The organism is Burkholderiaceae bacterium (assembly GCA_024235995.1).
In the GTDB taxonomy this organism is placed as follows: domain Bacteria; phylum Pseudomonadota; class Gammaproteobacteria; order Burkholderiales; family Burkholderiaceae_C; genus Ottowia.
This window is the reverse complement of sequence record JACKLI010000001.1, coordinates 1,419,837-1,442,573: the sequence shown is the minus strand read 5'-3', so window position 1 is coordinate 1,442,573 and position 22,737 is coordinate 1,419,837. Positions and strand designations below refer to the sequence as shown.

19 protein-coding genes are annotated in these 22,737 nt (G+C 70.5%); 8 read left to right on the top strand and 11 right to left on the bottom strand.

Annotated elements, in window-relative coordinates; all coding sequences use genetic code 11:
• Position 1: 1 nt before the first annotated feature.
• From pyrR to H6927_06960, 8 genes are all read right to left on the bottom strand, one after another.
• Entirely contained in the window at positions 2–502 is a 501-nt protein-coding gene (gene pyrR, locus H6927_06995; protein ID MCP5217846.1) for a bifunctional pyr operon transcriptional regulator/uracil phosphoribosyltransferase PyrR, read from the bottom strand.
• Entirely contained in the window at positions 499–915 is a 417-nt protein-coding gene (ruvX, locus tag H6927_06990; protein ID MCP5217845.1) for a Holliday junction resolvase RuvX, read from the bottom strand. The genes pyrR and ruvX overlap by 4 nt, the downstream gene beginning before the upstream one ends.
• The gene (locus tag H6927_06985; protein ID MCP5217844.1) at positions 915–1,514 is read right to left on the bottom strand and encodes a YqgE/AlgH family protein; all 600 of its coding nucleotides are present in this window, start codon (positions 1,512–1,514) and stop codon (positions 915–917) included. Before H6927_06985 ends, ruvX begins: the two co-directional genes overlap by 1 nt.
• A 19-nt stretch (positions 1,515–1,533) precedes the next feature.
• Complete coding sequence (locus H6927_06980) at positions 1,534–7,401, bottom strand: Hpt domain-containing protein (GenBank protein MCP5217843.1); 5,868 nt, start codon at positions 7,399–7,401, stop codon at positions 1,534–1,536.
• Positions 7,402–7,476: 75 nt separating this feature from the next.
• Entirely contained in the window at positions 7,477–9,723 is a 2,247-nt protein-coding gene (locus tag H6927_06975) for a type IV pili methyl-accepting chemotaxis transducer N-terminal domain-containing protein (GenBank protein MCP5217842.1), read from the bottom strand.
• A gap of 3 nt (positions 9,724–9,726) precedes the next feature.
• The gene (locus H6927_06970; GenBank protein MCP5217841.1) at positions 9,727–10,275 is read right to left on the bottom strand and encodes a chemotaxis protein CheW; all 549 of its coding nucleotides are present in this window, start codon (positions 10,273–10,275) and stop codon (positions 9,727–9,729) included.
• 2 nt (positions 10,276–10,277) lie between these two features.
• Positions 10,278–10,643 (bottom strand): response regulator, encoded by a 366-nt coding sequence (locus H6927_06965; protein MCP5217840.1) that lies wholly within the window; start codon positions 10,641–10,643, stop codon positions 10,278–10,280.
• Positions 10,644–11,021 (bottom strand): response regulator, encoded by a 378-nt coding sequence (locus H6927_06960; GenBank protein ID MCP5217839.1) that lies wholly within the window; start codon positions 11,019–11,021, stop codon positions 10,644–10,646.
• Between the two features lie 250 nt (positions 11,022–11,271).
• On the opposite strand from H6927_06960, the gene H6927_06955 reads away from it, so the two are divergent.
• Entirely contained in the window at positions 11,272–12,219 is a 948-nt protein-coding gene (locus tag H6927_06955) for a bifunctional hydroxymethylpyrimidine kinase/phosphomethylpyrimidine kinase (GenBank protein ID MCP5217838.1), read from the top strand.
• Positions 12,203–13,507, top strand: a complete 1,305-nt coding sequence (gene hemL / locus H6927_06950; protein ID MCP5217837.1) for a glutamate-1-semialdehyde 2,1-aminomutase — start codon at positions 12,203–12,205, stop codon at positions 13,505–13,507. The genes H6927_06955 and hemL overlap by 17 nt, the downstream gene beginning before the upstream one ends.
• A 163-nt stretch (positions 13,508–13,670) precedes the next feature.
• Here the strand turns inward: hemL and purH are convergent, their stop codons facing one another.
• From purH to dusB, 3 genes are all read right to left on the bottom strand, one after another.
• On the bottom strand, positions 13,671–15,272 hold the full coding sequence (gene purH / locus H6927_06945; GenBank protein MCP5217836.1) for a bifunctional phosphoribosylaminoimidazolecarboxamide formyltransferase/IMP cyclohydrolase: 1,602 nt from the start codon (positions 15,270–15,272) through the stop codon (positions 13,671–13,673).
• Positions 15,273–15,338: 66 nt separating this feature from the next.
• Positions 15,339–15,593: a Fis family transcriptional regulator gene (locus H6927_06940; GenBank protein ID MCP5217835.1), complete on the bottom strand. Its 255-nt coding sequence runs from the start codon at positions 15,591–15,593 to the stop codon at positions 15,339–15,341.
• Positions 15,590–16,642, bottom strand: coding sequence for a tRNA dihydrouridine synthase DusB (dusB, locus tag H6927_06935; protein ID MCP5217834.1), 1,053 nt, complete (start codon positions 16,640–16,642; stop codon positions 15,590–15,592). The genes H6927_06940 and dusB overlap by 4 nt, the downstream gene beginning before the upstream one ends.
• Before the next feature lie 120 nt (positions 16,643–16,762).
• Here dusB and H6927_06930 point away from each other — a divergent pair, with 120 nt between their 5' ends.
• The 6 genes from H6927_06930 to H6927_06905 all read left to right on the top strand — a co-directional run bounded on the left by H6927_06930 (position 16,763) and on the right by H6927_06905 (position 22,639).
• Positions 16,763–17,233 carry a DedA family protein gene (locus H6927_06930; GenBank protein ID MCP5217833.1) on the top strand — a complete coding sequence of 157 codons (471 nt, stop codon included), beginning with the start codon at positions 16,763–16,765 and terminating at the stop codon, positions 17,231–17,233.
• An 86-nt stretch (positions 17,234–17,319) separates the two neighbouring features.
• Entirely contained in the window at positions 17,320–17,973 is a 654-nt protein-coding gene (gene alkB / locus H6927_06925) for a DNA oxidative demethylase AlkB (GenBank protein MCP5217832.1), read from the top strand.
• Between the two features lie 154 nt (positions 17,974–18,127).
• A complete protein-coding gene (pilB, locus tag H6927_06920) occupies positions 18,128–19,867 on the top strand; it encodes a type IV-A pilus assembly ATPase PilB (GenBank protein ID MCP5217831.1) in 1,740 nt (579 codons plus the stop codon).
• 29 nt (positions 19,868–19,896) lie between these two features.
• Positions 19,897–21,159 (top strand): type II secretion system F family protein, encoded by a 1,263-nt coding sequence (locus H6927_06915; GenBank protein MCP5217830.1) that lies wholly within the window; start codon positions 19,897–19,899, stop codon positions 21,157–21,159.
• Entirely contained in the window at positions 21,159–22,001 is an 843-nt protein-coding gene (locus H6927_06910) for a prepilin peptidase (protein MCP5217829.1), read from the top strand. Before H6927_06915 ends, H6927_06910 begins: the two co-directional genes overlap by 1 nt.
• Before the next feature lie 14 nt (positions 22,002–22,015).
• Positions 22,016–22,639, top strand: a complete 624-nt coding sequence (locus H6927_06905; protein MCP5217828.1) for a dephospho-CoA kinase — start codon at positions 22,016–22,018, stop codon at positions 22,637–22,639.
• Positions 22,640–22,737: the final 98 nt, after the last annotated feature.

Here is a 22,737-nt window from a genome sequence, read left to right as displayed (position 1 = left end):
CTCAGCTCCGTGCCTCGATGCGAAAGCTGAACCTGCCGTCGCCCTCGCGCGCCAGCTCCAGCGACTGGGTGGCGGGCAGCATCAGCCGCGCCGCCGCGAACTCGGCCGCCACCGGCAGCTCGCGCCCGCCGCGGTCGACCAGCACCGCCAGCCGCACGCGCGCCGGCCGGCCGTAGTCGAACAGCTCGTTGACCACGGCGCGGATGGTGCGGCCGGTGAACAGCACGTCGTCCAGCAGCAGGATGTCGGCGCCGTCGACCTCGAAGGGCAGCGTGGTCTGCCCGCTGCCGGCCAGGCCGCGCTTGGCGAAATCGTCGCGGTGCAGCGCCGAGGACAGCGCGCCGGGAGCGCCCGCGCGCCCCAGCTCGCGCTGCAGGCGCTCGGCCAGCCACCAGCCGCCCGAGACCACGCCCGCCAACTGCGTATCGGCCTCCAGCAGGCCGCGCACGCCGCGCGCCAGCTCGCCGTACAGCGCCTCGGCATCCAGAGCCAGTGAACTCATGCAAGACTCCTCAAGAACTGCTCCAGGATGATGGCCGCCGCCGCCGCATCAGCGTCGCGCGCGCCGGTCGCCAGCGCCTCGGTGGTGCTGTAGCGCTCGTCCACCTCGTACACCGGCAGGCCGAAGCGCGCGCGCAGCTGGCGCGCAAAGCGCTGGGCGCGGCGGGTGTTGTCGTGCTCGGCGCCGTCGGGGTGCCGGGGCACGCCGACCACCAGGGCGTCGGGCTGCCACTCCTTCACCCGCGCGGCGATCGGCGCCCAGCGCGCGTCGCCTTCCGCATGGATGCTGCCCTGCGGCGTGGCGCTGCGCGTGATGCGGTTGCCGCTGGCCACCCCCGTGCGCTTGAGACCGAAGTCGAAAGCCAGGAACTGGCTGGCCTGAGCCGGAACGCTGGTGCTCGCCGCCCCGTTCATCAGGCGTGACCCGCCTCGGGGGCCAGGCGCCAGGCCTGCAGGCCCAGCAGCGCCAGCGCGCTTTCATAGCGCTGCTCGATGGGGGTGTCGAAGATCAGGTTGGCGTCGGCGTCCACCGTCAGCCAGCTGTTGCCGGCGATCTCGGATTCGAGCTGCCCGCCGTCCCAGGCCGAGTAGCCCAGCGTGACCAGCACCCGGCGCGGCCCGCCGCCGCTGGACAGGGCCTCCAGCACGTCCTTGGAGGTGGTCATCTCCAGCCCGCCGGGCACCGCCAGGGTCGACGCGTAAAGGGATTCATCGGGCGGCAGGCCCTCGGCCACCACGGGTTCGTGCAGCACGAAGCCGCGCTCGGTCTGCACCGGGCCGCCCTGGAACACGGGCTGCACGCCCAGTTCGGCGCGCGCCAGCGGCAGGTCGACCTTGTGGAACAGGTCGGCCATGCTGATGTCGCCCGGCTTGTTGATGATCAGGCCCAGCGCGCCGTGCTCGCTGTGCTCGCACACGTAGACCACGCTGCGGGCGAACGTCCGATCCTCCATGCCCGGCATGGCGATCAGGAAGTGGTTCGTCAGGTTGATGGACGGGGCAGCGTCGGCCATGCGCGCATTTTAGAGCGCATCAGGCCACCGGCTGCGCCGCCGCCGCCCGCGCGTAGCCGCGGACCAGGCCCAGCAGCTCGTCCTCCGAGTAGGGCTTGCCCAGGTAGTGGTCGGCGCCCAGCTGGCGCGCATGCTCCTGGTGCTTCTCGGCCGTGCGCGAGGTGATCATGACCACCGGCAGCTCGCGCCACGCCGGGTTGGCGCGGATGTTGCGCAGGAAGTCGAAGCCGTCCATGCGCGGCATCTCGATGTCCGACAGCACCAGCGCCGGGCGTTCGTGCTGCAGGCGCTCCAGGCCCTGCAGGCCGTCGGCCGCCAGGGCCACGCGGTAGCCCTCGCGCTGCAGCAGGCGCTGCGTGACGCGGCGCACCGTGATCGAGTCGTCGACCACCAGCACCAGCGGGATGTCCGAATGCCCAGCCGGCATCGGCTGGCCCGCGGCCGGCCCGGCGGGTGCCGTGGCGGCCGACACCGCCTGCTCGGCCCAGGCGCGAATCTGCGCGCCATGCACCGCGACCAGCGCCACGGGGTTGTAGATCAGGGTCACGGCGCCCGAGGCCAGGGCCGTGATGGCCACCAGGCCCGGCAGGCGCGACAGCTGCGGACCCAGCGCCTTGATCACCACGTCCTGGTTGCCCAGCACCTCGTCCACGTGCAGCGCCAGCCGCTGCGCGGCCGAGCGCAGCAGCAGCACCGGCGTGGTCTTGCCGCGCGGCTCGCCGCTGCGCGCCGAATGCTGCAGCACCGCGCCGCCCCAATGGAAGGGCACGCGCTCGTCGCCCAGCGCCAGGGCGCCCTCGGCGTAGGCCCGCTCCAGCTCGGCCGCCGGGCTGCGGTGCACGCGCTCGACCAGGCTGGCGGGCACGCCCACCACCCGCTCGCCGACGCGGATCATCACCACGTGCGTCACGGCGGTGGTCAGCGGCAGCACCAGCCGGAACGAGGTGCCCTGGCCGGCGCGATCCTCGATCTCGATGCTGCCGCCCAGCGCCTGCACCTCGGAGCGCACCACGTCCAGGCCCACGCCGCGCCCGGCCAGGCCGGTCACCTCGGAGGCGGTGGAAAAGCCCGGCGTGAACACCAGCTGCGCGATCTCGCGCTCGTCCAGCACCTGGTCGGCGCCGACCAGCCCGCGCTCGATACCCCGCTGGCGCACCCGCTCGCGGTCCAGCCCGCGGCCATCGTCGCGCACCACGACCGACACCTCGTTGCCGGCCTGCTGCACGTCGATGGTGATCACGCCGCTGGGGTCCTTGCCGGCCGCGCGGCGCTCGTCGGGGCTTTCGATGCCGTGCACCACGCTGTTGCGCAGCAGGTGCTCGAACACCGGCGTCATGCGCTCGAGAATGCCGCGGTCCACCTCGATGCCGCCGCCGACGATGTCCAGCCGCACCGGCTTGCCAGCCTCCTTGCCGGCCTGGCGCACCAGGCGGTACAAGCGCTCGGACGCGCCGTCGAACTCGACCATGCGCGTGCGCAGCAGGTCGCGCTGCAGATCGCGCGACTGGCGCGTCTGCGCGGCCAGCTCGTCCTCGCTGGCCTCGATGGCGCGCTGCAGGTTGCGCTGCACGGTGGCGACGTCGTTGACCGACTCGGCCATCATGCGCGTCAGCTCCTGCATGCGCGTGAAACGGTCGAACTCCAGCGGGTCGAAACTCTGCTGCGCGTCGCGCGACTGCGCCAGGCGCGACTGCATCTGCATCTCGGCCTGCAGCTCGACGTCGCGCAGCTGCGCGCGCAGGCGCTCGACGTTGCCCGTCAGCTCGGCCAGCGCCGCGCGCAGCTGGGTGACGTCGTTGTCCAGCCGGGCGCGCGAGGTCATCACCTCGCCGGCCTGCGCCATCAGGCGGTCGAGCAGTTGCGAGCGCACCCGCACCGTCTGGCGGGCGCTGGCGCGCGCGGCGACGAACGAGAAGGGCGTGGGCTCGGCCACCTCGCCGCGCGCCATCGGCATCGCCGGCGCGTCGGGCAGGTCGGCGGCCTCGACCACCGGCGCATGGGCCGGCTGGGCTTGGGCCGCGGCAGGCGCCTGGCCCTCGCCGCCGACGGGCAGGCGCAGCTGCTGGAAGTCGGCCTGAATGCGGTCCAGGTGCTCCAGCAGGGGTTCGAGCTCGGCGCTCGCGAGGTTCTCGGTGCCGAGGTTCTCGATGGCCGACTCGGCACGGTGCGCCATTTCGCCCAGGCGCAGCGCGCCGGCCAGGCGGGCGCTGCCCTTGAGCGTGTGCAGCACACGCAGCGCCTGCGCCCGCGCAGCGGTGTCGTGCGGCTGCGCCACCCACTGGCGCAGCGAGGCACTGAGCTGTGGCAGCAACTCGTCGGCTTCCTCGGCGAAGATCTCGAACAGGTCGGCGTCGACCGCATCGACCGCGTCGATGTCATCGTCGAGCAGCACGCGCGCAGGCGCGGCCTCCGCCGGCGCGTCAGCCACCGCCGCCCGGTCGGCCACGGCCCATGGCAGCTGCGCGATGTCGGTCGACCCGGCCTCCGCCTCATCCGGCTCGAGCGCACGCACCGCGGCCAGCAGTTGCTCGTCCGGCTGCTTGAGCAGCCCGGCGGCAAACTGGTGCAGCAGGCTGCGGATCTCGTCGGCCGCACGCGCCAGGATCTGGTGCTGGCGCGCCGTGCCGCGGGCCTGTCCCTGCAGGCGTTCGAGCGCGTGCTCCACCGCGCGCGCCAGCTCGGACAGCGCGGCAAAGCCGACCGTGGCCGAGCTGCCGGCCAGCGAGTGCGCGCGCGCCATGGCGCGCTCGGGGATGGCGGCGTCGACATGCCGGCCCCACTCGGCCAGGTCGCTCACCAACTGGTCCGACCACTGGTCGGCCTCGCTCAGGTAGACGTTGAACAACGGCGTGCTGATGCGCAGCGGACCGACCGAGGTCACCGCCGATTCGGCGCTGGGCGCGGGTGCCGGCGCGGCCTCGGTGGGGATAACCTCGGGCGCCACGGGAATCAGCGAAACCATCGGCTGCGCCACGTCGGCCGGCACCGCGAGCTCGGGCCACTCGACCGAGGCCTCGGGCCCCGCGAGATCCGGAGGCGCGGCCACCGAGCCGGCCGCAGGCGGCAACTCGAACTCGAAGTCCAGCACCTGCGGCGGCGCGGCAGGATCGGACACGTCACCGACCGGAGGCGGCGCGTCCGCGTCGAGCAGGTCGATCGCATCGGACACCGCCCATTCGCGCTCGTCGGCAACGGGTGCGTCCGGCGCCGTCAACACGATGGGCTCGGACAGTTCCAGGTCGGGCAGATCGAACGCCTGCAACAGACCGTCGCGTACCTGCCCGGTGTCGGATGCGCCGGTCTGACCGGCGGCGAGATCGGCGGCCGGTGGCTCGATCGAACGCTCGTCCGGCGCGGGGACGGCATCCAGGCTCGGCGCGACGGCGCCGGGCGGCGTGGCGGCAGCCGGCTCCCGTGCCGGCGCCGCTGCGACGGCCAGGCCCACGCGCTCGCCGCGCAGGCGCAAGGCGTCGGCCATGGCCTCGAACGGCGCGGCCGACCAATCACCGGCCTGCTGGCGCGCAACCGCCTCGACCCAGTTCGAGAGCGCCTGCAGCGCCTCCCCGGCCACGCCGCGCAAGTCGTCGTCGGCGGGCCGGTGCTCGGCCAGCCGGGCGTTGAGCAGTTGCTCGAGCGACCAGGCGGCGGCGCCGAATTCACCCAACCCCACCATGCGCGAGCTGCCCTTGAGCGTGTGGAAGGCGCGCCGCAGCGTGGTCAGCTGCTCGCCGTCGCTCGGATCGTGCTCCAGTGCGCCCAGCGCCGCCTGGCCCGTGCCCACCACCTCGCGGGCCTCGTCCAGGAAGATGCCCAGCAGGTCGTCGTCATCGTCCTCGGGCACAGGCGCGGTCGCGGGCAGTTCCAAGGGCGCGGGCCTGCTCGCCATCTCCACGGCCTGCAGATGCTGCAGCGCCGTGCTCAGCAAGGCATCGTCCCTGTGCCGCGCGGCCTCGGCCGCGCGGCTGGCGGCCTGCGCCAGCGCCTGGCGCTCGTCCAGCGCGGCCTGGGCCGCCACCCGATCGAGCTGCGCCGGCGTGCGCGGCGGCTCGCACGCCTCGCCGGCGGCATCGGCCGCATCCGCTGGCGCCGCGCTGCCGGACGCGGCCGGCTTGGCGGCGCCCACGCGCCCGCCCACGAAACGGAATTCGTCGCGCGCCTCGTCGTAGACGAACAGCTTGCGCGCCAAGGCCGGCTGGTAGCCCAGCGTGTCGATCAGAAAGCCCAGCGCCCCCAGGCTGCTGCCGAGCTTTTCGAACACGCCCTCGGATACCGCGGCGTCCGGCGCCGCCGCGTCGCGCAAGGCCTCGACCCGCTCGCGCATGCGCGCGACCGCCAGTGCCGCCTGGTCGAGCCCGAGCACCGACAGCACGCCGCGCATCTGGGCCAGCAGATCGGGCACCGCGTCGAGCAGGCTGCGATCGGCCGGCTGCCTGAAAAATTGATCCAGCCGCTGCTCGGCCTCGGCCAGGGTGACCCGCAGCTCGCCCACCACGGTGCCCATGGTCTGGCGGTCGCTCACGCGCCGGTACAACTCCTCCATCCAGGGCTGCAGGCTGGCCACGGGGCGGCCCTCGGCCGCGGCGTCCAGGCGTTCGGCCAGTTCCTGCAAGCGTGCGGAGAACGCCGCGTCCTGAGGCTGGAATTCGGCAAACGACGCCTCCAGGAACAGCACGGCGGTGGCCACTTCCATGGCCTGCTCGGCCGAAGGCTCGCGGCCCGAGCGGCGGACCTGCTGCGCCACCTTGTCCAGCGCCTGCGCCAGCGGCTGGCTGCCCGGGTGCAGGCGCTGCAGCGATTCGACCACCAGGCCCAGCTGGTCCACGCTGGGCTTCAGGCGCGCCAGGTCGCCGCCGGCCAGGGCGGACCAGTTTTCCTTGACCGATTCGACGCGCCGTCGTGCCTGCGCCAGCACCGCCGGGTCGTACAGGCCGAACATCGCCTGCTCGTAGTCCACCGGCTCGTGCCCCTGCAAACCCCAGGCGCGGCGCACGGCGGCCAGGGCCGGCGGCAGCGCGGCCTCGTGCGGGCGCGCCTGCGCGCAGAAGAACAACAGGTCGTGCGCCAGGCGCTCGGACAGCGCCGCCTCGCCGCGTGCCAGGCTGGTGTATTGCAGCAGCACCCGCGACGCGGCGCGCTTGACATGCAGATCCAGCGGCACCAGCCGGGCGGCGATGGCCTCGAAGAAGCCCGCGCACAGGCGCCAGAAACTGGCGCCCCGTCCCGGTGCCGAGCCGTTGGCCAGTTGGCTGCTGACGGCCGCCAGGTCAATGGCGGCGCGCGGGTCGGCATGCCGCATCAGGCGCAACACGCCCTGGTCGAGCCGGTTGCGCACGCTGGCTCCGACGGTCAGGGGGGTGGCTGCCGGCATCGGCTGCGGCTCGGCCCAGCGCCAGGGGTAGGCCCACAGGTCGGCGGGATGGATGCGGTCGGCGCCGGCCAGCTCCTGCACCTGCCGGTAGTTGGGGAACAGGCCCAGGGCACTGCGCGGGCGCTCGGACAGCTGGCCTTCGACGAACTCGACCAACGCGAAACCGCTTTTCTCGAGCACGGCCGCGGCGGCCTCGGTGCAGGTCTCGGGATGGGCGGTGAAGCGCTGGGCCGCCGCCTCCATGCCACGCACCATCTGCGCCGCCACCGCCTGCCCGACCATGTCGAGCGCGCCGGCCACCTGGTGCAGCTGCTGGCGCGCGGTGCGCAGCTGGCTGGCATCCACCGAGGCGAGATCGACCCCGCGCGCATGCTCGGCCTCGTGGGCGAAGCGCCGCAGGGCCTTGGTGGCGGCCTGGACGGTCTTGCGCGTCTCGTCCAGCACCCAGGCCAGGGGCCCCAGATCGCCGGCCGGGATGGCCAGCTCGGCGGACGATTCGGAGGAGGGGCCGATGAACATGAGGGAATGCGCTCCAGAGCCTTGGATACAGGCCGGCGTGCCGCTCGTGCGCGCACCCCGGCGGGCGGTCCGCCGTCAGGCGATCTTGAACCGCGCCACGGACTGGCGCAGCTCGTCGGCCATGCGGGCCAGCTCGCGCACCTGCTGCGCGGTCGAGCGCGTGCTCTCGCCCGTGTGCTCGGTGGTCGCGAAGATGTGCTGGATGTTGCCCGCCACCTCGTTGGCCTGGCCGGCCTCGTTGGACGCGGACACCGAGATCTGCTCGATCAGCTGCGCCAGGCGGCGCGACACGCTGTCGATCTCGGCCAGCGCGGTGCCGGCGCGGTCGGACAGCTGGGCGCCCTCCACCACGCCCTGGGTGGAGCGCTCCATGGCGGCCACGGCGTCCTGGGTGTCGGTCTGGATGGTCTTGACCAGCGTGGCGATCTGCCGCGTGGCGTCGGCCGAACGCTCGGCCAGGCGCTGCACCTCCTCGGCCACCACCGAGAAGCCGCGGCCGGCGTCGCCGGCGGACGCCGCCTGGATGGCCGCGTTGAGGGCCAGCACGTTGGTCTGCTCGGTGATGTCGGAGATCAGCTCGGTGATCTCGCCGATCTCCTGCGAGGACTCGCCCAGGCGCTTGATGCGCTTGGAGGTTTCCTGGATCTGGTCGCGGATGGCGTTCATGCCGCCGATGGCGTTCTGCACCGCGCCCAGGCCCGATTCGGCGGCCTGCAGCGACTGGCGCGCCACCATGGCCGACTGCTGCGCCTGCTCGGACACTGCGTTGATGCGCGTGGCCATGTCCAGCACCGACTGGCCGGTCCGGCGGATTTCGTGCAACTGCTCCGTCGAGGTCGCAAGCAGCTCGGACGAGGTGCTTTCCACCCGCGCCGTGGTCTGTGCCACGCGGGTGGCCGTGCTCTGCACGCTGCCCACCAGCGAGCGCAACTCTTCCACCGTGTAGTTCACCGAGTCGGCGATGGCGCCCGTGATGTCCTCGGTGACGGTGGCTTCCTGCGTCAGGTCGCCCTCGGCCACCGTCTGCAACTCGTTCATCAGACGCAGGATGGCGGCCTGGTTGGCGTCGTTGACGCGCTTGGCGTCCAGCTGCTGCTGCTCGGCGCTCTGGCGCTGCAGCTCGGCCAGCGACTGGCGCTGGCGGCTTTCCCGCAGCCAGGTGTAGACCAGACCGGCAATGGCCAGCGCCAGCACCGCCAGCACCAGCACCATCAGCAGCCAGCTGCCTGCGCCCACGCCGGATTCGTCGGCCAGGCGCGCCTGCAGGCCCTCCAGGTCCTTGCGCAGCGGCTCGCTGTCGGTGGCAATGGTGTTCTGCGCGTCGCGCACGGTCGCCAGGTTCTGCACGTTGCCCAGGATGCCGGCCGCCTGGGCGCGGATGTCCTCGAACACCTTGAGCATGCCGGCGAGCGCGTCGCGCGTTTGCGCGTCGCGCGCCGGCGCCAGCCGCAGGTCGCTGTTGCCGTCCAGCAGGCCCTGGCCCAGCTCCTTGAAGGCATTGAGGTCCTTGCCCAGCAGGAAGATGGCCTCGGGACTGACGCCCTCGACCGTCAACAGCTCGCTGGCCGACTTGCCGATGCGCTGGGCCATCATCACCAGCTGGCTGGCGGCGGCCAGCTCGGCGGGCGCGGCGCCATGCTGCAGCTTGAGCGCGGACACCGTCTCGGCCGCCTCGGACAAATCGGACGACCGGCGACTGATGAAGCGCAGCCCCGTGCCGACCTGGGTCATGACCTTTTGCTGCGCCAGCATGGTGGCCGCGCTCTTTTGCGCGCGCTCGACCATGGGCGTGATCTTGTCCAGCTCGCTGCTGTAGGCGCTGCCCAGCGCGGCCATGCCGGGCCGGCCCTCGCGCAAGCCATCGACGTTGTCGGCCAGCGCGGCCGCGCTGTCCTTCACCTCGGCAAAGGCCGCGGGGTTGCCCAGCAGGGCCTGCGACACCGACTTGGCCAGGCGCTGCGACTGCATCAGCGCCTGGCCGGTGGCGCCCACCTGCTGCGCCGTGCGGTCGGCGCTGGACACCATCCAGAACACCACGACCGCCAGCGCCAGCAGCGCGGCCGCCAGCACGATGGACAGCACGCGCTGGTGCTGCGCCGCGGTGCGCGTGCCCAGGCCGGGGATCGGAAAGGCGTCGTCGGCCTCGTGCGCCAGCACGTCGCTGGCGGCGGGCAGCGGTGCCACGCTCTCGAGGTCCACGGACCCGTATTCCGAACCGGTGGTGCTGGGCAATTCGTGCACCGCCACCGTGTCGCCCTGCTCCATACCATCGCGGGCGGCGGGCTTCTTGAACATCGCCGACAAATTGCCAATCAGTGCCATGGTCTAACCTTGATGAACGGGCTGCACGCCGATTTCGAGAAAAGCCGGTTGTTGCGAGAGCGCCTGCAAGCTGAGCTCGCGCCACTGCCCACCCTGCGCGTCGGTGTAGGTGTGGCCGAAGTGGTCGGGATCGGATGCGGCGCGCGGGCTGGAACGCACGAAGGCCTGCGTGGTGCGCATGCCCAGCAGCTCATCGACCAGCAGCGCGCAACCGGCCTCCAGCAGCGCGTTGAAGCCGACCAGCCGGCACTGGCCCAGCGCCAGCGCCGAGCGCGGCGCGCTGGCCCGGCCTTGCAGGAAGGCGGCCAGGTCGACCACGCCGCTCAGGTTGCCGCGCAGGTTGGCGACGCCCATGAACCAGGGCTCGACATAAGGCACGCGTTGCACGTCGGTCCAGGAAAAAATCTCGGCCGCGTGGCTGAGCGGCACCAGCAGGCGCGCGTCGCCCGCGCGCACGGCCAGCCAGGACGCGGCCACGCCCTGCGAACGCGCCGCCTGCAGGCGCTCGGCCAGCCGGGTCTGAAACTCGCGCAGCGCCTGCTTGCCAGCCATGCTCAGTCCAGTTGCCTGATCTTGCCCATCAACTCGGCGCGATCGACCGGCTTGACGATGTAGTCGCGCGCGCCCTGGCGCATGCCCCAGACGCGGTCGGTTTCCTGGTTCTTGCTGGTGCACAGGATGACGGGCACGTCGGCGTAGCGCGGATCGCGTGCGAGCGCGCGGGTCAGCTGAAAGCCGTTCTTGCCCGGCATCACCACGTCCATCAGGATCAGGTCGGGCTTGTGGCGCTCCAGCTGCGCCTGCGCGTCCTCGGCGCTCTCGGCCGTGGCCACCGAAAGGCCCTCGCCCTTGAGCATCTCGCTCAGGTACATCAGCTCGGTCTTCGAGTCGTCGACGATCAACACACTGCGAACGGGCATTCAAGCCTCTCCTTGGCCGGCGCCGCCGTACTGTTGGACGGCGTGCAGCAGCTGGTCTTTGGTGAACGGTTTGGTCAGGTAGTCCTGCGAGCCGACCATGCGCCCGCGCGCCTTGTCGAACACGCCGTCCTTGGACGAGAGCATCACCACGGGGGTGGCGGCGAACTTCTCGTTGCGCTTGATGATGGCGCAGGTCTGGTAGCCGTCCAGGCGCGGCATCAGGATGTCGCAGAAGATCAGGTCGGGCTGGCTGTCGCCCACCTTGGACAGGGCGTCGAAGCCGTCCTCGGCCAGCGTCACCTGATGGCCGCCCTGCTTGAGAAAAATCTCCGCGCTGCGCCGAATGGTGTTGCTGTCGTCGATGACCAGAACTTTCATGGATCCCGTCGAATTCAAGCGTTTCTCCTGGTCTGACATCCGCACGACGCCAGGCGTCCCTTGGCCGCAACGCGATACCATGGCCGAACCGCCCGCTGGATGCGCAGGTGTGCGCTCCATGCGACGCCACGGCCGACCGCGTCACGTTGTTTAATACTAAAGTCCAATTCCATCAAATGCAATCGATTGTATCCACGGAAGCCGGCTCACAAGGCTTTCGCCGTGGCAAAAAACACGCTCCGGCGGGACTATGTCGGGTTTGACCTCCCCCGAGGCGTCGCATGAGCGCGACAGTTCCGATTCCGGCTCGGAGGCGGACGGCGCGCCGGCGTGCGTGCTCAGCTTCAACGCCAACGACCCCACCGGCGCCGGCGGCCTGACGGGCGACGCGCTGGTGATGGGCTCGGTGGGCGCGCACCTGCTGCCGGTAATGACCGGCAGCTACCTGCGCGACAGCCGCGAGACGGTCGACCACGCGGCGCTGGACGCGGCGGCCATTGCCCAGCAGGCCCAGCTGATCGCGGAGGACATGCCGCTGCAGGCCGTCAAGGTGGGCTTCGTCGGCAGCGCCGAGGCGGTGGCGGCGGTGGCGTCCTTCGTGTCGGACTACCCCGAGCTGCCGGTGATCACCTACATGCCCGACCTGTCGTGGTGGGACGAGCAACAGATCGACAACTACCAGGACGCGCTGCGCGAGCTGCTGCTGCCGCAGACGGCGGTGCTGGTGGGCCACAACACCACGCTACGCCACTGGCTGCTGCCCGACACGGCCTCGCGCCGCCATACCGACGCCACCGACCTGGCGCGCGCCGCCGCCGAGCTGGGCGTGTCCTACGTGCTGGTGACGGGCCTGGTCAAGCCGGGCGAGCGCATCGGCAGCGTGCTGGTGTCGCCGCAGGCCGAGCTGTGCGTGCAGGAGTTCGAGCGCATCGAGGCCGACTTCCTGGGCGCGGGCGACACCCTGTCGGCCGCGCTGACCGGCCTGCTGGCCATGGGCTCGGACCTGACCGAGGCCACGGTCGAGGCCCTGCAATACCTCGACCAGGCACTGGACCATGGCTTTTGCCCCGGCATGGGCCGGGCGCTGCCCGACCGGCTGTTCTGGGCCGAGGCCGAAGACCCCCCCGCGACGGGCACGGCGCCGGATGCGCCGACGCCCGACGATCTCACCCAAGTCCTCCATGACACCAAGCACTGATCGCAACGAATCCCTGATGGCGCGCGCGCGCCGCGTCATCCCCGGCGGCGTGAACTCGCCCGTGCGCGCCTTCCGCGCCGTGGGCGGCACGCCGCGCTTCGTGCAGCGCGCGCAAGGGCCCTACTTCTGGGACGCCAACGGCACGCGCTACATCGACTACATCGGCTCCTGGGGGCCGATGATCCTGGGCCACGGCCACCCGGCCGTGCTGGAGGCGGTGCAACAAGCCGCCACCGACGGCTTTTCCTTCGGCGCGCCGACCGAGCGCGAGATCGAACTGGCCGAGGCCATCATCGCGCTGCGCCCCGGCATGGAGATGCTGCGCCTGGTCAGCAGCGGCACCGAGGCCGGCATGAGCGCCATCCGCCTGGCGCGCGGCGCCACCGGACGCAACGCCATCGTCAAGTTCGAGGGCTGCTACCACGGCCACGCCGACGCGCTGCTGGTCAAGGCCGGCTCGGGCCTGGCCACCTTCGGCAACCCCACCAGCGCCGGCGTGCCGCCCGAGGTGGTGCAGCACACGCTGGTGCTCGAGTACAACAACCTCGCCCAGCTGGAACAGGCCTTTGCCGAGCACGGCCCGCAGATCGCCGGCCTGATCATGGAGCCGATTGCCGGCAACATGAACTTCGTGCGCGCCAGCGTCGAGTTCACCCGCCGTTGCCGCGAGCTGTGCACGCAGCACGGCGCGCTGCTGATCTACGACGAGGTGATGACCGGCTTTCGCGTGGCGCTGGGCGGCGCGCAGAGCGTGTACGCACGCTCGATCCCCGGCTTCGAGCCCGACCTGACGGTGCTGGGCAAGGTGATCGGCGGCGGCATGCCGCTGGCGGCCTTTGGCGGCAAGCGCGCGGTGATGGAGCAGCTGGCGCCGCTGGGCCCGGTGTACCAGGCCGGCACGCTGAGCGGCAACCCGGTGGCCACGGCCTGCGGGCTGGCCACGCTGCGCGAGATCGGCCAGCCCGGCTTCTTCGAGGCCCTGGGCGCCAGGACACACCGCCTGGTCGATGGCCTGAAGGCGGCAGCGCAAAAAGCCGGCGTGCCTTTTGCGGCCGACAGCGAGGGCGGCATGTTCGGCTTCTTCCTGCTGCCCGAGCTGCCGCGCAACTACGGCCAAGTGATGCAAAGCGACGGCGCGCGCTTCAACACGCTGTTCCACGGCCTGCTGGAGCGCGGCGTGTACCTGGCGCCGGCGCTGTACGAGGCGGGCTTTGTCAGCGCCGCGCACAGCGAGGCCGACATCGACGCCACCCTCAGCGCCGCCGCCGAGGTGTTCCGCTCACTCTGACTTCAAATGACGAAATGACTTCGCCGCTGCGCGGCCTCAATGACCTCGCCGCACTTGCGGCTTCGATGACAAGAAGCGCCATGGACAGTCATGGCGCATGGCGCCGTCATCAAGGCCGCGCAGCGGCCAGGTCATTGAGCGCAGCGAAGTCATCGGTCATACGTCAATGACGGAAGTGCCGCACACCAGTGAACACCATCGCCACGCCGCGCTCGTTGGCGGCGTCGATCACTTCCTGATCGCGCATCGAGCCGCCGGGCTGGATGACGCAGCTGGCGCCGTGATCGATCACCACGTCCAGCCCGTCGCGGAACGGGAAGAAGGCGTCGCTGGCCACCGCCGAGCCCGCCAGTGACAGGCCCGCCGCCTGCGCCTTGATGCTGGCGATGCGCGCCGAGTCGAGCCGGCTCATCTGCCCCGCGCCCACGCCCAGCGTCATGCCGCCGCCGCAAAAGACGATGGCGTTGCTCTTGACGTACTGCGCCACCTGCCAGGCAAACAGCAGGTCCTGCAACTGCTCGGGCGTGGGCTGTTTTTGGGTGACGACCTTCAGGTCGGAAACTTTGAGCTGATGGTTGTCGGCGGTCTGCATCAGCAGGCCCGAGCCGACGCGCTTGACGTCCATCGCGTTGCGGCCCTTGTCCCAGTCCGTGGCGCCGCCCGGGGGCAAATCGATCTGCAGGATGCGCACGTTCTGCTTGGCCTTGGTGGCCTGGAACACGGCCAGCGCCTCGGGGCTGTAGCCGGGCGCCATCAGCACCTCGACGAACTGCTTGTTGATCTCCTGCGCGGCGGCCCCGTCCACCGGGCGGTTGAAGGCGATGATGCCGCCGAAGGCGCTGGTGGGGTCGGTCTTGAAGGCTTTTTGGTAGGCGGCCAGCGCGTCGGCGCCCACGGCCACGCCGCAGGGGTTGGCATGCTTGACGATGACGCAGGCCGGCGCCTCGAAGCTCTTGACGCACTCCCAGGCCGCGTCGGCGTCGGCGATGTTGTTGTAGGACAGTTCCTTGCCCTGCAGCTGACGCGCCGTCACCAGCGAGCCGGGGGCGGGGTACAGGTCGCGGTAAAAGGCGGCCTGCTGGTGCGGGTTCTCGCCGTAGCGCAAGTCCTGCAGCTTGACGAAGCGGCCGTTGCTGTGCGCAGGGAAAAGGCCTCGGGCCGGCACCCCATCTGCGCCAGCAGCATCGAAATCAATAGCAGACAGGTAGTCGCTGATGGCGCCGTCGTAGTCGCTGACGCGGTTGAAGGCGGCCACCGACAGGGCGAATTTGGTCTTCAGGCTGATGCCGCCGGCCTTGAGCTCGGCCAGCACGCCGGCGTACTGCGCCGCGTCGGTCAGCACCGCCACGTCGCGCCAGTTCTTGGCCGCACTGCGCACCATGGCCGGGCCGCCGATGTCGATGTTTTCAATGGCGTCGGCCAGCGTGCAGCCGGGCTTGGCCACCGTGGCCTCGAAGGGATAGAGGTTGACCACCAGCAGGTCGATGGTGGCGATGCCGTGCTGGCTGAGTGCCTGCATGTGCGCGGGCAGGTCGCGCCGCGCCAGCAGGCCGCCGTGGATCTTGGGGTGTAGGGTCTTCACGCGGCCGTCCAGCATCTCGGGAAAGCCGGTGTGATCGGCCACCTCGGTGACAGGCAGGCCGGCGTCCTGCAGCAGTTTGGCGGTGCCGCCGGTGGACAGCAGGCGCACGCCCAGCGCGTGCAGCGCCTGGGCGAATTCAAGCACGCCGGTCTTGTCGGAAACGGAAATCAGCGCAGTGGTCATGGGAGGTGAAATTTCAAGTCAAAAATGGGTTTCGCCCGCATGCAGCAAGCGCGGGCAGCTATCGAATCAGGATTTTTCGACCGTCACCAGGCGATGCTCGATGAGCTTCTTGCGCAGGGTGTTGCGGTTCATCCCCAGCCATTCGGCGGCGCGGCTCTGGTTGTGGCCGGCGTGGTGCATCACCACGTCCAGCAAGGGCCTTTCGACGGCACGGATCAGCATGTCGTACAGGCCGTCGGGCTCGGTGCCCTCCAGGTCACGGAAGTACGCCTCCAGGCTGGCCCGCACGCTGTGCTCGATGGGGCTGGCATTCTTGTTCATGGTTGCAACGGGACCTCCACCGTCCCCTGGCCGGCGCACGCGTGGGCACCGGCCTGCGGCAGGCGTTCGTGCGCCGCCGCCAGTTGGTCGAAAAAATCCGCCACGACCTGCCATTGCGCGGCGGCCGTCTCGATGGCGTTCATGCGGGCGCGAAAGGCCTCGCCGCCCGGCAGCTCGCGCACGTACCAGCCGATGTGCTTGCGCGCCGAGCGCACGCCGCTGGACTCGCCGTACAGCGCGTAGTGGTCCTGCAGATGGCCCAGCAGGGCGCGGCGCACCTCCAGCACCAGCGGCGGCGCCAGCGCCTGGCCGGTGGCCAGGAAGTGCGCCACCTCGCGGAAGATCCAGGGCCGCCCCTGCGCGGCGCGGCCGATCATCAGCGCGTCGGCCCCGGTGGCGGCCAGCACCGCGCGCGCCTTGGCGGGCGAGTCGATGTCGCCGTTGGCCACCACCGGAATGCGCACCGCCGCCTTGACGGCGGCAATCGTTTCGTATTCGGCCGCGCCCTTGTAGCCCTGCTCGCGCGTGCGGCCGTGCACCGTCAGCATCTGCACGCCGGCCTGCTCGGCGGCGCGGGCAATCGACAGCGCGTTCCTGACCTGCGCGCACCAGCCGGTGCGCATCTTCAGCGTGACGGGCACGCCCTGCGGCGCGCAGGCCGCCACCACCGCCTCGACGATGGCCAGTGCCAGCGCCTCGTCGCGCATCAGCGCGCTGCCGGCCCACCGGTCGCACACCTTCTTGGCCGGGCAGCCCATGTTGATGTCGATGATCTGCGCGCCGCGCTCGATGTTGTGGCGCGCGGCATCGGCCATCATGGCGGCGTCGGTGCCGGCGATCTGCACCGCGATCGGCCCCGGCTCGCCCGCGTGGTCGGCGCGGCGCGAGGTCTTGAGCGTGTGCCACAGGTCCTTGCGCGAGGTCACCATCTCGCTGACCGCGTAGCCGGCGCCGAAGGCCCGGCACAGCTGTCGGAACGGCCGGTCCGTCACCCCCGCCATGGGGGCGACGAACAAGGCGTTGGGAAGGGAGTAGGGGCCGATCTGCATCGCGGTGGCGCGCTGCCGGCGCAGGCTGCGGCAGTGGAAGCGGGCATTCTAGCTGCTCATATTTTCAGCAATCGAAATCCGGGGAACGACACGGCGGCACGCCCTACACTTGCCGCCCTGATGGACGCATGGCTTCACTCCCTGCTGCAGGCGCTGGCGCTGCCCCAGTACGGCCTGTCGACGGTGTTCGTGGTCGCCTTCGTCTCGGCCACGCTGCTGCCGCTGGGCTCGGAGCCGGCGGTGTTCGGCCTGATCAAGCTCAGCCCGCACCTGTTCTGGCCCGCCATCGGCGTGGCCACGCTGGGCAACACGCTGGGTGGCATGCTGAGCTGGTGGATGGGCCTGGGCGCGCACCATGTGGTGGACCAGTACCGCCACTCGGCCACCCACCTGCGCGCGCTCGACTGGCTGCGGCGCATCGGCCCGCCGGCCTGCTTCGTGTCATTCCTGCCGATCATCGGCGATCCGCTGTGCGCCGTGGCCGGCTGGCTGCGCCTGCCGCTGCTGCCGTGCGCGGCCTGGATGCTGGCGGGCAAGTTCGCGCGCTACCTGGTGATGACCGTGGTCCTGCTGAAGCTCTGGCCCGGCTGACGCCAAAAACTATGTTATTGATAGCTTGTTGCGCTTGATGCACCGGCGCCACAGCCCCATTCGATGCATCGACATTCGCTGAGCCGATGACCGCCGACCTGTTTGCCGACGACGCCCCGCTGGCCGGCACCGCCACCGTGCTGGGCCCGCAGGCCGTGGTGCTGCGCGGCTACGCGCTGCCCTGGGTGGACGCGCTGTGGCCGGCGCTGCAGCACGTGCTGGCGCAGGCGCCGTTTCGCCTCATGGTCACGCCGGGCGGCCAGACCATGTCGGTGCCGCTGAGCAACTGCGGCGCGCTGGGCTGGACCAGCAGCCGCGCCGGCTATCGCTACCGCCCCGACGACCCCGACAGCGGCCGGCCCTGGCCGCCCATGCCCGCCGTGCTGGCGCAGCTGGGCCAGGCGGCGGCCGCGGAGGCCGGCTTTGCCGGCTTCGCGCCCGACGCCGCCCTCGTCAACCGCTACCGCCCCGGCACGCGCCTGTCGCTGCACCAGGACCGCAACGAGCGCGACTTCGACCAGCCCATCGTCTCCATCTCGCTGGGCGTGCCCGCGCTCTTTTTGTGGGGCGGCGCCACCCGCGCCGAGCGGCCCGCGCGGGTGCCGCTGTTCCATGGCGACGTGGCGGTGTGGGGCGGCGTCGACCGCCTGCGCTATCACGGCGTGGCGCCGATAGCCGCGGCGCAGCACCCGCTGACCGGCGCCGAGCGCATCAACGTCACCCTGCGCAAGGCCGGCTGAGCGCGCCGGCGCGGCGTCACAACGGCGGCCCACGTGTCTACTGGCACACACAATCGGCCGATTTGAGCAGCTTTGGCACGGCTGGAACGTTTACATTCGTTCACTCTTGCCGGATGATCGTTAAGATTGACCGCGTTCAAGCATTGCTCTTTAGATGGCCGTCACCGACTCGCACCTCAAGGATTCCCTGGCCAGCGCCCTGCCCGGCGTCGGCCGGGTGCTGGTCATGGCCGGCAAGCTCAGCCAGAAGGTGGCCGAGGACGTCCATCGCAAGGCCCAGGCGGCGGGCCGGTCCTTCATTCCCGAGCTGATCGAGTCCGGCGCGGTGTCGGCCAGCGACTTGGCGCACACCCTGGCCCAGGCCTTCTCGGCGCCGCTGATCGACGTCGACGCGCTCGACCCGCAGCGCCTGCCGACCGACCTGATCGACGTCAAGCTGTCGCTGAAATACCGCCTGCTGGCGCTGTCCAAGCGCGGCGGGCGCCTGATCGTCGCCACCGCCGACCCGTCCGACCACGAGGCGGCCGAGAAGCTCAAGTTCGTCAGCCAGTCGGGCGTCGAGTGGGTGATCGGCGAATACGACAAGCTGGCGCGCCTGGTCGAAAAGCACGGCAAGACCGTCACCGATTCGATGGACAGCATCATCGGCACCGACTTCGATTTCGACGAGGCAAGCCTGGGCTCGGATGCGCCGGCGCCGGAGGCCGACGAAGCGGCCACCGACGTCGAGGACGCGCCGGTGGTCAAGTTCCTGCACAAGGTGCTGCTGGATGCCATCAACCTGGGCGCCTCCGACCTTCACTTCGAGCCCTACGAGCACCAGTACCGGGTGCGCTTTCGCATCGACGGCGAGTTGCAGGAAATCGTCTCGCCGCCGGTGGCCATCAAGGAGAAGCTGGCCTCGCGCATCAAGGTGATCTCGCGCCTGGACATCTCCGAAAAGCGCATCCCGCAGGACGGCCGCATGAAGCTCAAGGTGGGGCCCGAGCGCGTGATCGACTTTCGCGTCAGCACCCTGCCCACGCTGTTCGGCGAGAAGATCGTCATCCGCATCCTGGACCCCAGCAGCGCCCGCATGGGCATCGACGCCCTGGGCTACGAGCCGGAGGAAAAAGAACGCCTGATGCACGCCATCGAGCGGCCCTACGGCATGATCCTGGTCACCGGCCCCACCGGCTCGGGCAAGACGGTGTCGCTCTACACCTGCCTGAACCTGCTGAACAAGCCGGGCGTGAACATCGCCACGGCCGAGGACCCGTCCGAAATCAACCTGCCGGGCGTCAACCAGGTCAACGTCAACGACAAAGCCGGCCTGACCTTCGCCGTCGCGCTGCGCGCCTTCCTGCGCCAGGACCCGGACATCATCATGGTGGGCGAAATCCGCGACCTGGAGACCGCCGACATCGCCATCAAGGCGGCGCAGACCGGCCATCTGGTGCTCTCCACGCTGCACACCAACGACGCGCCCACCACGCTCACGCGCATGCGCAACATGGGCATCGCGCCGTTCAACATCGCCTCCAGCGTGATCCTGATCACCGCGCAGCGCCTGGCGCGCCGCCTGTGCCCCAAGTGCAAGCAGCCGGCCGACATTCCGCACGAGGCGCTGATCGACGCCGGCTTCGCCGAGCACGAGGTGGACGGCAGCTGGACGCCCTACCACCCGGTGGGCTGCGATGCCTGCAACAACGGCTACAAGGGGCGCGTGGGCATCTACGAGGTGATGCCGATCACCGAAGAGCTGCAGCGCATCATCCTGGCCGACGGCAGCGCGCTGGAGATCGCCGAGCAGGCGCGCACCGAGGGCGTGCGCTCGCTGCGCGATGCGGGGCTGCACAAGGTGCGCCTGGGCGTCACCTCGCTCGAGGAAGTGCTGGCGGTCACCAACCAATAAGCCGCGCGCGGCACCACGAGAGACTCCCCATGGCAACACGCACCGCTCCCACCACCGCCACCCGCGGCACGGCCCGCACGCCCGTCAGCCGCAGTGGCGTCAAGGAGACCGTCTACGAATGGGAAGGCAAGGACCGCAACGGCAAGGTGGTGCGCGGCGAGCTGCGCGCCGGTGGCGAGAACCAGGTCAATGCCACCCTGCGCCGCCAGGGCATCGTGGTCACCAAGATCAAGAAGCGCCGCATGCGCTCGGGCAAGAAAATCAAGCCCAAGGACATCGCCATCTTCACCCGCCAGCTGGCCACCATGATGAAGGCCGGCGTGCCGCTGCTGCAGGCCTTCGACATCGTCGGGCGCGGCAACCCCAACCCCAGCGTCACCAAGCTGCTCAACGACATCCGCACCGACGTCGAAACCGGCACCTCGCTGTCGGCGGCCTTCCGCAAGTACCCGATCTACTTCAACAGCCTGTACTGCAACCTGGTCGAGGCCGGCGAGGCCGCCGGCATCCTGGACAGCCTGCTCGACCGCCTGGCCACCTACATGGAAAAAACCGAGGCGATCAAGTCCAAGATCAAGTCGGCGCTGATGTACCCGGTGGCCGTCATGGTGGTGGCCTTCGTGGTGGTCTCGATCATCATGATCTTCGTCATCCCCGCCTTCAAGGAGGTGTTCACATCCTTCGGCGCCGACCTGCCCACCCCCACGCTGATGGTGATCGCCATGAGCGAGTTCTTCGTGCAATGGTGGTGGCTGATCTTCGGCGGCCTGGGCTTCGGCTTCTACTTCTTCATGCAGGCCTGGAAGCGCAACGAAAAGGTGCAGATGTTCATGGACCGCCTGCTGCTCAAGCTGCCCATCTTCGGCGACCTGGTCGAAAAGTCCGTCATTGCCCGCTGGACGCGCACCCTGTCCACCATGTTCGCCGCCGGCGTGCCGCTGGTCGAGGCGCTCGACTCGGTGGGCGGCGCCTCGGGCAACTCGGTCTACAAGCTGGCCACCGACAAGATCCAGCAGGAAGTGGCCACCGGCACCAGCCTGACCACCGCCATGACCAACGCCAGCGTGTTTCCCAGCATGGTGCTGCAGATGAGCGCCATCGGCGAGGAATCGGGCTCGCTGGACCACATGCTGGGCAAGGCGGCCGACTTCTACGAGTCCGAGGTCGACGAGATGGTGGCCGGCCTGTCCAGCCTGATGGAGCCCATCATCATCGTGGTGCTGGGCACCGTCATCGGCGGCATCGTGATCTCGATGTACCTGCCCATCTTCAAGCTCGGCCAGGTGGTCTGATGCTCGAACCCCTGTGGTTGCAAGCCGCGGTCGGCGGCGCGCTGGGCCTGCTCATCGGCAGCTTTCTCAACGTCGTCATCCACCGGCTGCCCAAAATGATGGAGCGCCAGTGGGCCGAGCAATGCGCCGAGCTCCATGGCCAGCCGGCGCCCGAGCAGGCGCCGCTCAACCTGGTCACGCCGCGTTCGCGCTGCCCGCACTGCGGCCACGCGATCGCGTGGTACGAGAACATCCCGGTGCTGAGCTGGCTGGCCCTGCGCGGGCGCTGCTCCCAATGCCACGCCCCCATCGGCGCGCGCTACCCGCTGGTGGAGCTGGCCACGGGCGCACTGTTTGCCTGGTGCGCCTGGCGCTGGGGAATCACGCCAGCGGCGGCGGCATGGTGCTTTTTCGCGGCCGTGCTGGTGGCCCTGACCCTGATCGACTGGGACACCACCCTGCTGCCCGACGACCTGACGCTGCCCCTGCTGTGGGGTGGCCTGATCGCCGCCGCCCTGGGCTGGACCGGCGTGCCCCTGGCGCAGTCGCTGTGGGGCGCGGTGGCGGGCTACCTGTCGCTGTGGGCGGTGTACTGGGCCTTCAAGCTGGCCACCGGCAAGGAAGGCATGGGTTATGGCGACTTCAAGCTGTTCGCGGCCCTGGGCGCCTGGTTCGGCTGGCCGGCGCTGGTGCCCATCATCCTGATGGCCTCGGTCATCGGCGCGCTGATCGGCATCGCCATGAAGATGATGCGCTCGCTGCGCGAAGGCGGCGTGGTCCCCTTCGGACCCTTCCTGGCGCTGGCCGGCCTGACGGCAATGATCTTCGGGCCCGCGAGCATCCTGCGCGTGATTGGGCTCTAGGGCCTGTTAACGCTATGAAGGCCGGCGCCAAACCCCTGCACCTGGGCCTGACCGGCGGCATCGGCAGCGGCAAGAGCACCGTGGCCGCCCTGCTGGCCGAGCGCGGCGCCGCCGTGATCGACGCCGACGCCATCTCGCGCGCCACCACGGCCGCCGGCGGCCCCGCCCTGCCTGCCATCGCCGCCGCCTTCGGTCCCCACATGATCGGCGCCGACGGCGCGCTGGACCGCGCCGCCATGCGCGCGCAGGTGTATGGCGATCCGGGCGCGCGCCAGCGGCTGGAGGCCATCGTCCACCCGCTGGTGGGCCAGCAGATCGAGCGCCAGGCCCGCGCCGCCGAAGGCGCCGGCCACGCCTGGCTGGTGTTCGACATTCCGCTGCTGGCCGAGGGCGGCGCGCGCTGGCGCGCGCGGCTGGACCGCGTGCTGGTGCTGGACTGCCCGCCGGCCGTGCAGATCGAGCGCGTGATGGCGCGCAGCGGCCTGCCGCGCGAGCAGGTGCAGTCCATCCTCGACGCCCAGGCCGCGCGCACGCAGCGCCTGGCCGCGGCCGACTGGGTGCTGTTCAACGGCGAAGGTGTCACAGTGGGTGAATTGCAGGCACAGATCAACGTCCTGGCCCAGGGCTTCGGGCTATGATGCGCGCCAGCAGCGACGCCGAATGAGTCCGCGCGCTGCGGCGCGCGGGGCATGGCCCGGCGTGGCCCCCACTGCGGTTTCGATGGTGAAAGCCGGCG

What these genes read in the sequence shown, in the direction of transcription:
- pyrR (MCP5217846.1), bottom strand. Translation starts at nt 502, where the DNA reads ATGAGTTCACTGGCTCTGGATGCCGAGGCGCTGTACGGCGAGCTGGCG.
- ruvX (MCP5217845.1), bottom strand. Translation starts at nt 915, where the DNA reads ATGAACGGGGCGGCGAGCACCAGCGTTCCGGCTCAGGCCAGCCAGTTC.
- H6927_06985 (MCP5217844.1), bottom strand. Translation starts at nt 1,514, where the DNA reads ATGGCCGACGCTGCCCCGTCCATCAACCTGACGAACCACTTCCTGATC.
- H6927_06980 (MCP5217843.1), bottom strand. Translation starts at nt 7,401, where the DNA reads ATGTTCATCGGCCCCTCCTCCGAATCGTCCGCCGAGCTGGCCATCCCG.
- H6927_06975 (MCP5217842.1), bottom strand. Translation starts at nt 9,723, where the DNA reads ATGGCACTGATTGGCAATTTGTCGGCGATGTTCAAGAAGCCCGCCGCC.
- H6927_06970 (MCP5217841.1), bottom strand. Translation starts at nt 10,275, where the DNA reads ATGGCTGGCAAGCAGGCGCTGCGCGAGTTTCAGACCCGGCTGGCCGAG.
- H6927_06965 (MCP5217840.1), bottom strand. Translation starts at nt 10,643, where the DNA reads ATGCCCGTTCGCAGTGTGTTGATCGTCGACGACTCGAAGACCGAGCTG.
- H6927_06960 (MCP5217839.1), bottom strand. Translation starts at nt 11,021, where the DNA reads ATGAAAGTTCTGGTCATCGACGACAGCAACACCATTCGGCGCAGCGCG.
- H6927_06955 (MCP5217838.1), top strand. Translation starts at nt 11,272, where the DNA reads ATGTCGGGTTTGACCTCCCCCGAGGCGTCGCATGAGCGCGACAGTTCC.
- hemL (MCP5217837.1), top strand. Translation starts at nt 12,203, where the DNA reads ATGACACCAAGCACTGATCGCAACGAATCCCTGATGGCGCGCGCGCGC.
- purH (MCP5217836.1), bottom strand. Translation starts at nt 15,272, where the DNA reads ATGACCACTGCGCTGATTTCCGTTTCCGACAAGACCGGCGTGCTTGAA.
- H6927_06940 (MCP5217835.1), bottom strand. Translation starts at nt 15,593, where the DNA reads ATGAACAAGAATGCCAGCCCCATCGAGCACAGCGTGCGGGCCAGCCTG.
- dusB (MCP5217834.1), bottom strand. Translation starts at nt 16,642, where the DNA reads ATGCAGATCGGCCCCTACTCCCTTCCCAACGCCTTGTTCGTCGCCCCC.
- H6927_06930 (MCP5217833.1), top strand. Translation starts at nt 16,763, where the DNA reads ATGGACGCATGGCTTCACTCCCTGCTGCAGGCGCTGGCGCTGCCCCAG.
- alkB (MCP5217832.1), top strand. Translation starts at nt 17,320, where the DNA reads ATGACCGCCGACCTGTTTGCCGACGACGCCCCGCTGGCCGGCACCGCC.
- pilB (MCP5217831.1), top strand. Translation starts at nt 18,128, where the DNA reads ATGGCCGTCACCGACTCGCACCTCAAGGATTCCCTGGCCAGCGCCCTG.
- H6927_06915 (MCP5217830.1), top strand. Translation starts at nt 19,897, where the DNA reads ATGGCAACACGCACCGCTCCCACCACCGCCACCCGCGGCACGGCCCGC.
- H6927_06910 (MCP5217829.1), top strand. Translation starts at nt 21,159, where the DNA reads ATGCTCGAACCCCTGTGGTTGCAAGCCGCGGTCGGCGGCGCGCTGGGC.
- H6927_06905 (MCP5217828.1), top strand. Translation starts at nt 22,016, where the DNA reads ATGAAGGCCGGCGCCAAACCCCTGCACCTGGGCCTGACCGGCGGCATC.